This window comes from Flavobacterium erigeronis (assembly GCF_054075165.1).
In genome coordinates, this window is record NZ_JBSKGP010000007.1 from 261,746 (window position 1) to 277,341 (window position 15,596).

Below are 15,596 nucleotides of genomic sequence, written 5' to 3' on the forward strand. Positions count from 1 at the left end.
ATTTCCCTAAATAAAAAAAATGCAAAATATGAGAAAGTCGACTGCTTTATTATTGATATTGATTGGAATTGCAGTGGCTTTTGTAGCTTATTTTCAATTTTATCTTGCCGAAAATGCAGATGAGGTGAATACTGAAGTGGTAGAATTGGTTGCAAAATATAATAAAAGCTGTCCGCTGAATATTCAAGAAGGAATGAGATTAGACAGTGTAAGTCTTCCAGAAGAAAGGTTTGTTCAGTACAATTTGACTTTGTTAAATGTTGCAAAAGAAACTGCTGAAGTAAATGTTATTCAAGAAGAACTAAAGAAAAGCTTAATAAGTACCGCAAAAGAAAATCCAGGACTTCAGGTTTTTAGAGATAATGATTATACTCTGATTTACCATTACACTGATAAAAAGAAATCTTTTTTATTTGATGTAAAGATTTTGCCGGATGAGTATAAATAATTTAACGTTCCAAAAGCGTTGTTAAACCCGACAGGTTTTTAAAACCTGTCGGGTTTTATTTTGTACGGATTTATTTTTTAAATTTGTACGTATAAAATAAATGATCATGGACGCAAAATTGACATTGAAGTTAGATAAAGATGTAATTGAGAAAGCAAAAATCTATGCTGCCGAGCATAAACACAGTTTGTCGCTTTTGATTGAGAATTATTTAAAAACAATTATTCAGCTTGAAAAAATGGATAAAAGAGAAGAGAATGAAATTAGTTCTTTTGTAAAAAGTCTTGCCGTTGGAAAAGGGAAAATTGCCAATGATTTTGATTATAAAAAAGACAGGGAAAATTATTTATCTGAAAAACATAAATAATGATATTATTTCTGGATACAAATGTTCTAATTGATTTAATTGGAGAACGTGAACCTTATTTTAATGAGATTGCAATTATTGCATCTCTGGCAGAAAACAAACAGCTAAAATTAGTGACTTCTTCCTTGTCATTTGTAAATACTGTATATGTTGTTTCTAAAGAAATTGAAAAAAAAGTAGTGCTGGAAGCATTAAAAAAATTGCGTTTTATCTGTGAAGTTTCTACTACAGATGAAATTGTTATTGACAAGAGCTTAATTTCAAATTTTAATGATTTTGAAGATGCAGTACAATATTTTAGTGCCTTACATCATAAAAGTGATGTTATTTTAACGCGAAATAAGAAAGATTTTCAAAATTCTGAAATTTCGGTAATGAGTCCAGCAGAATTTTTAGCTTCAATGAAGTAAAAAATAATAAAACCCGACAGATTTCAAAAACTGTCGGGTTTGCTATTCTAAATGAACTTATATTTCTTATATGGGTTAAAAAAGAAAAAATCTAAATCTTCTTTCTCATTCTCGCTACCGGTATATCAAGCTGTTCGCGATACTTAGCAATCGTTCTTCTCGCAATCGGATATCCTTTTTCTTTTAAGATTTCGGCCAATTGATCGTCTGGAAGCGGTTTTCTCTTGTCTTCTTCTTCAATAGTATTCTGAAGGATCTTTTTGATTTCTAAAGTCGAAACATCTTCTCCCTGATCATTTTTCATCGCTTCAGAGAAGAATTCTTTAATTAGTTTTGTTCCGTATGGCGTTTCCACATATTTGCTGTTGGCTACACGCGAAATCGTCGAAATATCCAAACCAACCATATCTGCAATATCTTTTAAGATCATTGGTTTAAGCTTGGTTTCGTCACCGTCTAAGAAATATTCTTCCTGATAATGCATAATCGCATTCATGGTAACAAAAAGCGTTTCCTGACGCTGTCTGATCGCATCGATAAACCATTTTGCAGAATCTAGTTTTTGTTTGATAAACTGAACCGCATCTTTCTGCGCAGTCGATTTATCGCGAGATTCTTTATACGTCTGCATCATTTCCTGATAATCTTTAGAAACGTGCAGAGAAGGAGCGTTACGGCCGTTTAAAGTCAATTCCAATTCGCCGTCTACAATTCTAATGGCAAAATCGGGAACGATATTTTCCGTTACTTTATTATTTCCAGTAAAAGAACCGCCCGGTTTCGGATTCAAACGTTCAATTTCGTGAATCGCTTTTTTAAGCTGTTCGTTCGAAACGCTATATTTCTGTAATAATTTATCGTAATGTTTCTTCGTAAAAGCATCAAACTGATTTTCGATAATGTCAATCGCTAAATCAACATATTCAGTTGGTGTTTTATGTTTTAATTGAAGCAACAAACATTCCTGTAAATCACGTGCGCCAACTCCCGAAGGTTCCAGCTCATGAATTACCGTCATCATTTTTTCGACCATCGCTTCATCAGTATAGATTCCCTGAGTAAAAGCCATATCGTCTACAATATCTGGAATGCTTCTGCGGATGTATCCCATATCATCAATACTTCCCACTAAGAACTCAGCGATTTCGCGCTCTTCATCATTCAAAATAAAAGTATTCAACTGATTAATCAAATCCTGATGAAAACTTATCGGAGCCGCAAAAGGAGTTTCGCGTTCTTCATCATCGCTATAATTGTTGACCTGAGTTTTGTAATCAGGCGTATCGTCGTCGCTTAAGTATTCGTCAATGTTAATGTCGTCTGCTTCGATTCTGTCCGATTCGTTATCATCATAATCGTCATAGTCGTCATTAGCATATTCATCAGCTTCGTAGTCGTCTTCTTTTCCAGCTTCAAGAGCCGGATTTTCGTTCATTTCTTCCAATAAACGCTGTTCAAAAGCTTGCGTAGGCAATTGAATTAACTTCATCAGCTGGATTTGCTGTGGAGATAATTTTTGAGATAATTTTAAATTTAAAAATTGCTTAAGCATATATAAAGGTGCTAAGGCACTAAGCTTCTAAGATGCTTAGTCTCTTATGTTGACGAATTAATTCGAATTAAATTATTTTTTAAAACTTAAACCCTTAGCATCTTAAATGCTAAGGGTCTTTTTTTAATCTTAGAACCTTAGCATCTTAGAAGCTTAGAAGCTTTTATTAAAACTCTGCACTACCTGGAGTTCTTGGGAAAGGAATTACGTCTCTAATGTTTGTCATACCAGTAACAAACAATACCAAACGCTCAAATCCTAAACCGAAACCTGCGTGTGTTGCAGAACCAAATCTTCTGGTGTCTAAATACCAGTATAATTCTTCTTTGTCAATTCCAAGAGCTTCCATTTTCTGAACCAGAACATCGTAACGCTCTTCTCTTTCAGAACCACCAACGATTTCTCCAATTCCAGGGAAAAGGATGTCCATTGCACGAACCGTTTCTCTTCCTGGTTCTGTGTTATCGTTCAAACGCATGTAAAATGCTTTAATGTTTGCTGGGTAATCGTATAAAATTACTGGACATTTAAAGTGTTTTTCTACTAAATAACGCTCGTGTTCCGACTGTAAATCTGCTCCCCATTCGTTGATTAGGTAACTGAATTTTTTCTTTTTATTTGGAGTTGAATCTCTTAAAATGTCAATTGCTTCTGTATACGAAACACGTTTGAAGTTGTTTTCTAAAACAAAGTTTAGTTTTTCTAACAAACTCATTTCGCTTCTGTCTGCCTGTGGTTTAGATTTTTCTTCTTCCAAAAGTCTTCCTTCTAAGAATTTCAAATCATCTTTACAGTTGTCTAAAGCATATTTAATTACATACTGAATAAAATCTTCAGCCAAATCCATGTTGTCATCCAAGTCGTTGAAAGCAACTTCTGGCTCAATCATCCAGAACTCAGCCAAGTGACGAGAAGTGTTTGAGTTTTCTGCTCTAAACGTTGGTCCAAAAGTATAAATCTGACCCAAAGCCATTGCAAAAGTTTCACCTTCTAATTGTCCAGAAACCGTTAAGTTCGTATGTTTTCCAAAGAAATCTTGTTTAAAATCAATGTTTCCTTCTTCGTTTTTCGGCAAATTATCCAACGGTAAAGAAGTAACTTGGAACATTTCTCCAGCACCTTCAGCATCAGCTCCCGTGATAATTGGCGTGTTTACATAAACAAAACCTTTATCCTGAAAATATTTATGAACTGCATAAGACAATACCGAACGAACACGCATAATCGCACCAAAAGCATTTGTACGAACGCGTAAGTGAGCGTTTTCACGTAAAAATTCTAATGAGTGTTTTTTAGGCTGCATTGGGAATTTCTCTGCATCAGAATCTCCAAGAATTTCAAGTTTGTTTACCTGAATTTCGTATTTCTGACCCGCACCTTTACTTTCAACCAAAGTTCCAATTACAGAAACAGAAGCTCCAGTCGTGATTCTTTTTAAAGTCTCTTCTGGCGTATTTTCAAAATCAACAACACATTGAATATTATTAATGGTAGAACCGTCATTTAAAGCGATGAACTGATTATTTCTAAAAGTTCTCACCCATCCTTTTGCATTCACTTCCTGTAACGTCGTCGTACTGTTTAATAAGTCTCTAACTTTTGTGTGTTTCATTGTTATTTAAGATTTTAGATTTCTGACTTAAGCTTAAAACTAAATCAGTGTTTTTATATCGAATTGCAAATATAAACGATAATAATTAATTTTTGAAGCTGTTTCCTGCTCTTCGCTGTATCTTTCTATTTTTAAAGAAAAAATAGAAAGGATGCCGCTTCGATCAGGGCTAGGGGACTCGTTTTCAAAAGAAGTTTTTTGAACCAGTTTGTCATTCCGAGGAACGAGGAATCTCACTAGTAATTCCGCAAAGAGAATCGCCAATCTTTGTCGAGTTTCGAGTGAGATTCCTCGTTCCTCGGAATGACAAACTTTATCCGTAATTATTGTAAAAACCTTTGTCAAAGTTTTAAACTTTGACAAAGGTGTAACTTATTTAAATTCGTGCCAATTCGTGAAATTCGTGGCAAACAAAAAATCTCTATTTCTCCAAATTCTCCAATTCCTCTTTCTTAGTTTTCTTCTTTTCAAAAGTTAAAACCAGTGAAGGCAATACCACTAAATTCGCAAACATTGCAAAAACCAAAGTGCAAGAAATCAATCCTCCAAGCGCAATAGTTCCGCTGAAACTTGATAAAGTGAAAGTCGCAAAACCTAAAATCAGAACCACAGAAGTATAAAAAGTACTTACTCCAGTTTCTCGCAAGGCACTGAAAACCGATTTCTTCACCTTTCCTTTATTTTGAATCAAGTCGTGTTTGTATTTCGCCATAAACTGAATCGCATTATCAACCGAAATTCCGAAAGCGATACTGAATACCAAAATCGTTGAAGGCTTTAATGGAATTCCGAAATAACCCATTAATCCAGAAGTAATGCAAAGCGGTAAAATATTCGTAATCAAAGAAGCCGCAACCATTTTGAATGATCTAAACAAATAAAGCATTAAAATTGCAATAGTTGCAATAGCAAAAAGCAATGACTCGATTAAGTTGTGCGCCAAATAAGTTGTTCCTTTCTGAAAAACCAATGCTTTACCAGTAATCGTAACTTCGTAACGGTCTTTTGGGAAAATTTCATCAATTTTCTTGCGAATTTTTCCTTCCACTTTTGCCATTTCATCAGTTCCGATATCTTTCATAAAAGTCGTAATTCTGGCATATTGTCCAGTCGAATCTACGTAAGCTTTCATTAGATTTTCTTTGCTGTTTTTAGTCGCATTTTTAGCATAACTCAAAATAAAAGTTTGCTCTTGCGAAGTCGGCAATTGGTAATATTCTGGGTTTCCATTGTAGAAAGCCTGTTTAGAATACTTCACCAAATTCACTACAGAAACTGGTTTTGCCAATTCTGGAATTTCTGCAATTGTATTTTGCAGTTCGTCCATTTTACGAATCGTCGAAGCCTTCATAACACCTTTTTTCTTTTTGGTGTCAATCATGATTTCTAAAGGCATTACACCATTAAATTCTTTTTCGTAAAATAAAATATCTTTAAAGAAAGAAGCTGTTTTTGGCATTTCACCAATCAAACTTCCCGAAACTTTCATTTGTCTAACACCATTTAAACTGATAACAAAAAGTACGGCATAAATAATATAGACAATTGTCTTTTTGCCTTTAACAATTGTAGCAACAGAATTTAAAAGCGTCGAAATATACGTTTTGTCTAAATGGTATAAATGTTTTGCTTTCGGCAATGGCATAAAACTGTAAATAATTGGCACAATAAAAAGTGTCAACGTATAAACAGAAAGCACGTTGATAGAAGTGACCAAACCAAATTCAAAAAGCAATTCGTTTCCAGTAATCATCAAAGTTGCGAAACCGATTGCTGCGGTTAAATTGGTCATCAAAGTTGATGATCCAATTTTTGAAATTACGCGCTGTAAAGCTTTTGCTTGATTGTTGTGTATTTTAATTTCCTGCTGGTATTTGTTAATCAGGAAAATACAGTTTGTAATTCCGATTACGATAATCAGCGGCGGAATAATAGCTGTTAAAATGGTGATTTTATAACCCAATAATCCAAGCATTCCAAATGACCAAGTTACGCCGACAATTAAAATACAGATCGAAATAAAGGTTGCTCTAAACGAACGGAAGAAGAAAAAGAAAATTAACGAAACCGTCAATAAAGAGGCTCCAATAAACAGTCCGATTTCGCCTTTCATATTATCAGCGTTAATCGTTCTGATGTACGGCATTCCGGAAACTTTCAGATCAATTCCAGTTGTTTTTTCGAATTTATCAATCTTCGGAACCAGAGTTTTCAGAATAAAAGTTTTTCTTTCAGCGGTGTTTACCAAAGCTTTATTCATGTAAATCGCCGAGCGTACACTTCCGCTTTTTTTGTTGAATAAAAGGCCTTCGTAAAAAGGCAGATTGTTAAACAATTCGTCTTGAGCCTTTTTTAAATAAGCAGGATCTAAAACTTTACTTTGATCGATAAAAGGCGTTAAAACAAATTTTTCATTAACCGTATCTTTCTCCAGTTTTTTCAAATCATTTAGAGAAACGACTAAATCTACCTCTTTAGATTTTTTCAAGCCTGTCATTAATTCATTCCAAGCGGCGTAGTTTTTAGGCGTAAAAAAGTTTTTGTCTTGAAAACCAATTACAATTAGGTTTCCTTCTTCACCAAATTTGTCTAAGAATTTTTGATAATCTTTATTGGCAATATGATCTTTAGGAAGCAAATTTGCCTCTGTATAAGTCATAGATAGATTTTTCCACTGATAACCAAAGAAAATGGTTAAAGCAGAAAGTATAACCAGAATCGTAATTCTGTTTTTAAGTATGATTCGGGCTAGTTTTTCCCAAAATCCAACTTGAATAGCGTTTTTCATAACATCTTTAAAAAATGGTTGCAAATGTAGTGAAAAGTGCTCGAAATCATAAACAATCGCCTCTATTTTACTTTATGTTAACACAAACCGTAACATCTTAAAAATAGGATATATTTACTTGGTTTTTGCTTTTTAGTCGTCTGCTTTTGCCATATTTGCAATTAATTTTGCAATAAAAAAAATCGGTTATTGTAATTTGTACTTAAAAATAGTTTAACAGCGATGCAGCAAAACAATACAACAACTTTTATTTTTCTGGCAATTCTTCTGCTTCTCATTATCATTATTTGTTTTATGGTTTATCAATTAATGCAAACCAAAAAAGCCAAAGAAGATGCCGAAAAAAGTTTCTATGCTTTAGAATCAAAAGTGAACGATTTGCAATTGGAGAATTTAGAATCAAAACTAAATCCGCATTTGTTTAAAAATATTTTAAATTCGATTCAGTCGCATGCTTACCAAACCTACTTTGCATTGGACAAATTAGCGAATGTGTTGGATTATATTTTGTATGAAAGCAAAAAGAAATTTGTAACAGCCAAAGAAGAAATAGATTTTGCTCTTAATTTAATCGAAATCAATAAAATCAAAATCAGTCCGCTTTTTGAGCTCAAAGTCAAAACCAATATTAATCAAGAAGATAAATTGTACGATCAGCCTTTGCTGGCACCTTTAATTTCGATCGATTTAATTGAAAACGCCTTTAAACATGCCGATCTACAAAGTCCCGATGCTTTTATTACGGTAGTTTTTGAGTTTAAAGACAATGCTTTTTTTATGACGGTTTCCAATAAAATCTCTGATAAAAAAGTGCTGAAAAAAGAACGAAGCGGTTTTGGCCATGCCACACTCGAACATCGTCTTCGCATTATTTATAAAAACAATTTCAAACTCGATAAGTTTATAGAAAACGACGTTTATATTGCTCATCTAAAAATTGATTTACTTGAATACAAAACTGAAATGCTTGCTTCTGGACGATGAACTTCCGGGATTAACGTACTTAAAAATGCTTTGCGAACAGATTCCTGAACTGGAAATAGTAAAAACATTTAATAATCCGGAGAAACTTTTGTCTGATATTTCGAATCTGGATTTCGATCTGCTAATCTCAGACATCGAAATGCCAGGAATTGACGGATTGCATCTGGCTGAAAAACTTCAGGATAAATTGGTCATTTTCTGCACGGCGTACAAGGAATATGCGGCCGAAGCGTTTAATATAGATGCGGTAGATTACATTACGAAACCTGTAAAATTGGAGCGTTTAGAAAAAGCGATTTCAAAGGCTCTTGAACGTTTTGAAAAATCAAATTCGGATAAAAAATTCATTCAGCTTAATACTGATAAGGGAAAAACGCTGCTTTATTTTAATAAAATCCAGTACATCACAACTACATTAAGCGACAGTCGAGACAAAACGGTGCTGCTTACCGACGGAAGTTTTCTGAATTTGAAAAATGTAAAATTCGACACGCTTTTAAAAGAATTGCCAGATGCCGATTTCTGCCGAATTAATAAAAAGGAAATCGTAGCTGTAAAAGCGATAAAATTCTTTAACCATAACGAAATTGTCTTGCATCATTTGGACGAAAACAATAAAAATACAGCCTTAATTTTAAGTGAAACCTATCGTTCTGATTTTTTAAAAAAGGTAAAATTATAACTTATTACAAAGTTTTTCCGACTTGTTACATACATTGAAAATTAGCTGGAAATTTGCTTTTTCACGTAAAACTCAGTTCTGATATTTGCGTAAATAAATCTAAAGAACGAGTTATGAATAACATTAAGAACTCTATATTCTATGTTACAATTATTGGTGGTTTTACAGCGCTAATATATTGGGTAATTTCTAAAGGCGCCTCATTAGAAGTGGGCCGTAATATTGTAAAGAAAAGTGTTGAAAGCAATCATTGGAAAGACTTTCTTCATTCGATGGTCGAGAATCTGCAGCACCCTCTTGCTATTTTATTAGCGCAGATCGTCACCATAATTTTGGTTGCTCGTCTGTTTGGATGGATTTTTAGAAAAATAGGCCAGCCGTCGGTAATCGGAGAAATGATTGCCGGAATTGTGTTAGGGCCATCTTTAGTCGGAATGTATTTTCCAGAGTTTTCGGCAGCTTTATTCCCAGCAGCATCTTTAGGAAACTTACAGTTTTTAAGCCAGATCGGTTTAATTCTTTTCATGTTTGTGATCGGAATGGAATTGGACTTGAAAGTCCTAAAAAATAAAGCGCATGATGCTGTTGTTATTAGCCATGCCAGTATCGTAATTCCGTTTGCTTTAGGTTTGTCATTGGCCTATTTTATATACGAAACTTTTGCGCCAGAAGGAGTTGAGTTTTCTTCTTTCGGATTGTTTATGGGAATTGCCATGAGTATTACTGCTTTCCCGGTTTTAGCTCGAATTGTGCAAGAACGCGGTATGCAGAAAACAAAATTAGGAACGATTGCCATTACGTGTGCCGCAGCAGATGATATTACAGCGTGGTGTATTTTGGCGGTTGTTATTGCGATTGTAAAAGCAGGCTCGCTTTCGAGTTCGCTTTATGTTATAGGTATGGCGATTTTGTATGTAATCATTATGCTAAAAATCGTTCGTCCGTTCTTGAAAAGAGTAGGAGATTTGAATGCAACTCGTGAAAGTTTGAATAAACCAGTTGTTGCGATTTTCTTTATCACACTTTTAATATCTTCTTATGCTTCTGAATTAATTGGAATTCATGCTTTATTTGGAGCTTTTTTAGCGGGAGTAATCATGCCTGAAAACAATAAATTCAGAAATATATTTATTGAAAAGGTTGAAGACGTTGCCATTATTGTTCTATTACCATTATTCTTCGTGTTTACTGGTTTGCGTACACAAATCGGATTGTTGAATGATCCTGAATTATGGAAAATTACAGGTTTGATTATTTTGGTTGCCGTTGTGGGTAAGTTCTTCGGAAGTGCTTTCGCCGCAAAATTTATGGGACAAAACTGGAAAGACAGTTTGGCCATTGGTGCCTTGATGAACACGAGAGGTTTAATGGAACTTGTGGTTTTAAATATCGGTTATGATCTTGGTGTATTGTCTACAGAAATCTTTACGATGATGGTTATTATGGCATTGATCACTACTTTTATGACGGGACCAGCATTAGATTTCATCGGATTTATTTTTAAAGATAAGGTCACGGCTGTTCCTCAAGAAATAGGAAGCAAAAGTAAATTTAAGATTCTGCTTTCGTTTGCAACTCCAGAAAAAGGGAAAAAACTACTCAAAATTGCCAACAGTTTGGTGAAAAAACAAGCAGACAATTCAATCGTAACAGCGATGCATATTTCGTTAAGTACAGAAGTGCACTCTTTTGATGTGAAAGAATATGAGCGCAAAATGCTGGTTCCGGTTATTGAAGAATCGCATGCGCTGAATCAGGATATGTTGAGTTTGTTCAAAGTTTCTAATGATATTGATTCGGATATAATTGATACGGCCAATCATGGCGAATACGATTTGCTATTGGTAGGTTTAGGTCAGTCTATTTTTGACGGAACTTTACTTGGAAAAATACTTGGTTTTACGACCAGAATGGTAAATCCAGATCGTTTGATTGATAAGTTTACAGGAAAAGAAGGTTTGTTTGAAAATTCTCCTTTCGATGAAAGAACGCGCCACATTATTACAAAATCTAGAATGCCAGTCGGAATTTTTATCGATAAAAACTTAGAAGATGTCAATCGCGTTTTAATGCCAGTTTTTAGTAAAGAAGATGCTTTTTTAATTGAATATGCCAAAAAGCTAATCAATAATAACGGTTCTCAGATTACGGTTTTAGACGCTGGCGGAGAAGTGAAAAACACAAGAGAAATTCAAGAAACCATTCGTTCTATCGAGCAGATTGCGCCAAATCATATTATGATTATGAATGACAGAACGCTAAAGAAAGAATTTTTAGAAAGTCAGGATTTAATGATCATCAGTCTAGAAAGCTGGAAAAAACTAATAGAATCTCAAAGCATCTGGCTGAATAATTCGCCATCGGTTTTGATTTTTAAACCATAAAAATTGAGAAAATTCCAATATTTTAAAATTCCAATTTTTGTTGGGGTTTGGATTTTTTTTAGCCACGAATTCACGAATTTTAATGATTTGCTTTGCGCAGTTCTTATTCTACAAATTGCACAAATCTTGCAAAATAGTTTAGTAACAATTCGTGAATTCATCGGTAAAATTTTCGCAATTTTAAGGAAATAAATTCGTGAATTCGTGGCTAAAAACTGGCTGAGATTGGAATTTAAAACTATCTACAATCCAAGATCAAGTACATAAGAAATCTTAACCGCAATATTGTCTTCAAATCTCAATAACTGATTTGGACCATATCTGTAGAAACCTCCTAAACCAAAACCTTTAAAGATTCTGTTCAATTCAATTCCCGATTCAAAAAAGCCTCGATCAAGCGTTTTGTAAGTTGGACCAACATGCTGTTCTGGATTTTCCATGCTTCCCCAAGCCATTCTCGTTACTAAGACTAACGAAGGACGAACCTTTTTCATAATTCTGATTCGGTCAAAACCATGTTTGATTTGAAACATCAGATATTGGCTTGAGAAAAATTCGTTAAAATACATCGTTTCAAAAGCATTTCTTCCTGCAAAAGTGATACGCTGTATAACGGTTTCTTTAGTCAAGTTATTCGGAGCTGTATTGTACAAATGCGTAATCGGAACATCGCCCATTGCATAACCTGCCTGTAAAAGCAAGCTTGTTTTCTGGCGGTTTAAATACTGTTTTTCGTATTCGGCCTTAAAATCTATTTTGCTAAAAGTAAAATCATTGTCAAAAACGCTTGGGAGAGATTGTGTGTATTGAAAAGTAAATCTCGGAAATCTTTTATCGCTTTCATTTCTTCCCGTCGGAGTCTGCATATAATTGCTGAAAGGTGCCCAAACAACAGAAAGCATTGCTGTGGTCATAATATAACTCGAATACAGTTTTCCGTTGAGATTAAAAAGATAATCAAATTTTGGTTCGATTAAATTTCTCGAAACTTCCAAAACAGCTTCCGTTTTCGGAATAAATTTAGTCTGCACATTGGCACGCCATCCCGTATATTCGTAAAAAGTGCTAATGTTTATCGGGCGCGGATCGTAGATTTTAAATACACGTTTATCTACCGCAAATACAGTACTTGCGATCTCGCGGACATCATCGGCATAATAGGCATTAAACCAAGTATTGGTATGTTTGTCCAACAAAACGCCGCCGCCGGCACTGTATTTAAAAACACCATCTTTTGTTCCGTAAGCCGTGTAGCTTTCAAGACGGAAATTTTTTGAAAAACGATCGTTTGTAATACCGCCCAAACCAAGTCTGAAACCTTCGTAATTGTTGTAGCTGATAATTTTCTTTAAATCCAAATCAATCGGGCCAATCGGGTAGAAGCCATTTATGATTTTTCGGCCAATTCCTAAACGTTTTTCAATCCTGTTTCGAATAGAAAGACTGTCTAATAATAAATAGGTTTTCTGGCTTTTTAAATCCAAATTTTCCTTTCGATAGGCTTCCCAGAAACTTTCTGGTTTTTTGGCCGCATCGTCGTTGATTTCGATATAAAGCGAAGGATTTTTTATCGGATTATTGTTGTTTACACGAATATCAAAACTATTGCTTTCTGAAAGCAGATAGGTGAAATCTGAAGCGACTTTTTTTCTTGGTTCGGAACTCTCTTCAATATCCCCGTCAAACTGAATGGTGCCGCCTAAAATTCGGATATCATCATCATTTTTTCCTTTTACGATTTTAAAAGTGGTATTGCTCTGAAACCAAATTTTTTCTTTCGGAATATATTCAAATTCATGAACACCGCTGATATCCAAAACGCCTTTAATTCGCATTACGGCTTTCGCGACAGCAAAATTTTCTTTGTCAATATATAAAACGCCTTCTAGTCCAGAAACTCTGTGTTTTGATTTGTTTTTGAAATAAATCATATACGTATCGCGACCTTTTATACTGACAGTATCTAACAATTTATAATTGTAATTGGAAGTCGCATTCCTAGAAATCGGATTTTCGTATTTGGTTTCGAACAATTCGTAGTTAGAATCGTAAATCGAGATAGATTGAAGGTTGAAAGCCAGTACTTCATAAATAGGCTGTTTGAAACCAGCTATTTTTGTTCCTAAAACAGTTTCTTTCAATTTGTTATTCCCAAACTGATATTGAGAAACTTTTTCTGTTTGAAACAAATGCTGTTTGCTGACAATTTCTTTAAACTTATAATCCGAAGAATCAATGTTGACGATTTTTTTATCGAAATCTTTGTATGCTGCTGAAGTGTCAATACGTCCGTCAATAGAATCAGGGTTTGCCGTTACAATAAGTTTGTTATAGGTTTTATATTCAAAATTATTGAGCTTTTTCTGCGGATCGTTTGTCGATTTACTCGCAATAACTTTCTTTATTATCGTTAAGGCGGGATTTTCATTAGAAACCACAACTTCTTTTAAGTCATCGGTTTGCTGTAAAAGCGATATAGAGTAAAAGGTTTTGCTGCTAATTAGGGCAATCGTTTTGGTTTTAAAACCAATATAAGAAACCGTAAGCGATGTGGCTGAATTGCTAATTTTGAAAATAAATTTTCCGTCAACATCTGTAATAGTGTTATTGTTTTCTGAGGTGGTAATGGTAGCAAACGGAAGGGGTTTGTTGTTTGAATCGGTTACGATTCCGTTTATTTGAATTTGCGCCTGAAGGGTAAGCGTAAAAAACAAAGTCAAAAAACAAAATAGCTTCATACAGAATGATATAGTTTCAAAAACGAAAAGAATTTAATTTTCGTATGCAAAAATAACAATAAAAAAATCCGTCTGATGCAATTCACCAGACGGATTTTCTATTTTATCGCAAAACTAATTACACTTTCATGATTTCAGCTTCTTTTAAAGCCAATAATTCATCAATTTTTTTAATGTAAGCGTTTGTCAAGTTTTGAACTTCTTCTTCTGCAGATTTGCAGATATCCTCAGAAGTTCCTTCTTTTTCTAATTTTTTAATATCAGTATTAGCATCTTTACGAGAGTTACGAATACCGATTTTAGCATCTTCAGCTTCAGATTTTGCTTGTTTAGCCAAATCACGACGTCGCTCTTCTGTCAAAGGCGGTACACTGATGATGATAACGTCTCCGTTATTCATTGGGTTAAAACCAATGTTAGCAATCAAAATAGCTTTTTCAATAACAGACAGCATATTTTTTTCAAATGGCTGTAATGTAATTGTTCTCGCATCTGGAACGCTAATTTTAGATACTTGAGAAAGCGGTGTTGCAGATCCGTAATAATCAACAAAAACACCTCCAAGCATAGCCGGAGAAGCTTTTCCTGCACGAATATTAAGAAATTCTTTCTCTAAGTGTGCAATAGTACCGTTCATAGATTCCTCAGTACTTTCTAAAATAAAGTCTATTTCTTCAGTCATTTTTTTAAATTTTAGATTTTAGATGTATGATTTTAGATTTAAAATAAATGCATCTAAAATTTACTAACTAATATAATTTAATTTTTAAGATTGCTTTTTAATTTATAGAAAATCAGAAAGTTCTAACTTGTCTAAAATTCTAATAATCTAAGCAATCTAGATATTTACTACAGTTCCGATGTTTTGGCCTTCGCAGATTTTCAAAAGGTTTCCGATTTTATTCATATCAAAAACAACTATTGGCAATTTGTTTTCTTGGCTTAATGTAAACGCAGTAGTGTCCATTACATTTAATCCTTTTTTAAGAACATCATCAAAAGTGATATAGTCAAATTTCACTGCAGAAGCATTTTTTTCTGGATCAGAATCGTACACACCATCAACGCGAGTTCCTTTTAGAATAACATCAGCATTGATTTCGATACCTCTTAAAACGGCAGCAGTATCAGTTGTAAAATATGGATTTCCAGTTCCAGCACCAAAAATTACAATTCTGCCTTTTTCAAGGTGGCGATCTGCTCTTCTTTTAATGTATGGTTCTGCAATAGATTCCATTTTCAAAGCAGTCTGCAGACGTGTTTTCATTCCTTTATCTTCAAGAGCGCCTTGCAAAGCCATTCCGTTAATAACAGTTGCAAGCATTCCCATATAATCTCCTTGCACTCTGTCCATTCCTGAGCTTGCTCCGGCAACGCCTCTAAAAATATTTCCTCCTCCAATAACAATAGCAATTTCTACTCCTTTGTCGTGAATCTGCTTGATTTCATCTGCATATTCGCCTAATCTTTTTGGGTCTATACCGTATTGTAAATCACCCATTAAGGCCTCGCCGCTAAGTTTTAGAAGAATTCTTTTATATTTCATGTGTGTGTTGCGTTAATTTGTGCAAATATAGACATATTCTGATTTTTAAAAATAATGTTTGCAAAAAATTAATTAGTACCTCAAT

Annotated in this window: 12 protein-coding genes; 6 read left to right on the top strand and 6 right to left on the bottom strand. The window is 34.2% G+C overall.

Going from position 1 to position 15,596, the window contains the following annotated elements; all coding sequences use genetic code 11:
* The first annotated feature begins 28 nt into the window (after positions 1–28).
* The 3 genes from ACWA1F_RS15410 to ACWA1F_RS15420 all read left to right on the top strand — a co-directional run bounded on the left by ACWA1F_RS15410 (position 29) and on the right by ACWA1F_RS15420 (position 1,225).
* Complete coding sequence (locus ACWA1F_RS15410) at positions 29–448, top strand: hypothetical protein (protein WP_456894798.1); 420 nt, start codon at positions 29–31, stop codon at positions 446–448.
* Between the two features lie 106 nt (positions 449–554).
* The gene (locus ACWA1F_RS15415; protein WP_306153338.1) at positions 555–815 is read left to right on the top strand and encodes a DUF6364 family protein; all 261 of its coding nucleotides are present in this window, start codon (positions 555–557) and stop codon (positions 813–815) included.
* Positions 815–1,225, top strand: coding sequence for a type II toxin-antitoxin system VapC family toxin (locus ACWA1F_RS15420; protein ID WP_306153336.1), 411 nt, complete (start codon positions 815–817; stop codon positions 1,223–1,225). The genes ACWA1F_RS15415 and ACWA1F_RS15420 overlap by 1 nt, the downstream gene beginning before the upstream one ends.
* 91 nt (positions 1,226–1,316) lie before the next feature.
* Here the strand turns inward: ACWA1F_RS15420 and rpoN are convergent, their stop codons facing one another.
* The 3 genes from rpoN to ACWA1F_RS15435 form a co-directional block, all read right to left on the bottom strand.
* A complete protein-coding gene (gene rpoN, locus ACWA1F_RS15425; RefSeq protein ID WP_306153333.1) occupies positions 1,317–2,777 on the bottom strand; it encodes an RNA polymerase factor sigma-54 in 1,461 nt (486 codons plus the stop codon).
* A 166-nt stretch (positions 2,778–2,943) separates the two neighbouring features.
* Entirely contained in the window at positions 2,944–4,389 is a 1,446-nt protein-coding gene (gene asnS, locus ACWA1F_RS15430) for an asparagine--tRNA ligase (RefSeq protein ID WP_306153330.1), read from the bottom strand.
* Positions 4,390–4,810: 421 nt separating this feature from the next.
* Entirely contained in the window at positions 4,811–7,177 is a 2,367-nt protein-coding gene (locus ACWA1F_RS15435; protein WP_456894801.1) for an efflux RND transporter permease subunit, read from the bottom strand.
* Between the two features lie 222 nt (positions 7,178–7,399).
* Here ACWA1F_RS15435 and ACWA1F_RS15440 point away from each other — a divergent pair, with 222 nt between their 5' ends.
* The 3 genes from ACWA1F_RS15440 (at position 7,400) to ACWA1F_RS15450 (ending at position 11,227) form a co-directional block, all read left to right on the top strand.
* Entirely contained in the window at positions 7,400–8,161 is a 762-nt protein-coding gene (locus ACWA1F_RS15440; protein WP_306153326.1) for a sensor histidine kinase, read from the top strand.
* Positions 8,124–8,843 (top strand): LytR/AlgR family response regulator transcription factor, encoded by a 720-nt coding sequence (locus tag ACWA1F_RS15445; RefSeq protein WP_456894804.1) that lies wholly within the window; start codon positions 8,124–8,126, stop codon positions 8,841–8,843. Before ACWA1F_RS15440 ends, ACWA1F_RS15445 begins: the two co-directional genes overlap by 38 nt.
* Before the next feature lie 113 nt (positions 8,844–8,956).
* Positions 8,957–11,227: a cation:proton antiporter gene (locus ACWA1F_RS15450; RefSeq protein ID WP_306153322.1), complete on the top strand. Its 2,271-nt coding sequence runs from the start codon at positions 8,957–8,959 to the stop codon at positions 11,225–11,227.
* A gap of 242 nt (positions 11,228–11,469) precedes the next feature.
* Here ACWA1F_RS15450 and ACWA1F_RS15455 read toward each other — a convergent pair whose 3' ends face one another.
* From ACWA1F_RS15455 to pyrH, 3 genes are all read right to left on the bottom strand, one after another.
* Entirely contained in the window at positions 11,470–13,965 is a 2,496-nt protein-coding gene (locus ACWA1F_RS15455; RefSeq protein ID WP_456894806.1) for a DUF5686 family protein, read from the bottom strand.
* 118 nt (positions 13,966–14,083) lie between these two features.
* The gene (gene frr / locus ACWA1F_RS15460; protein ID WP_125717836.1) at positions 14,084–14,647 is read right to left on the bottom strand and encodes a ribosome recycling factor; all 564 of its coding nucleotides are present in this window, start codon (positions 14,645–14,647) and stop codon (positions 14,084–14,086) included.
* A gap of 156 nt (positions 14,648–14,803) precedes the next feature.
* Complete coding sequence (pyrH, locus tag ACWA1F_RS15465) at positions 14,804–15,511, bottom strand: UMP kinase (protein ID WP_306153317.1); 708 nt, start codon at positions 15,509–15,511, stop codon at positions 14,804–14,806.
* Between the last annotated feature and the right edge of the window lie 85 nt (positions 15,512–15,596).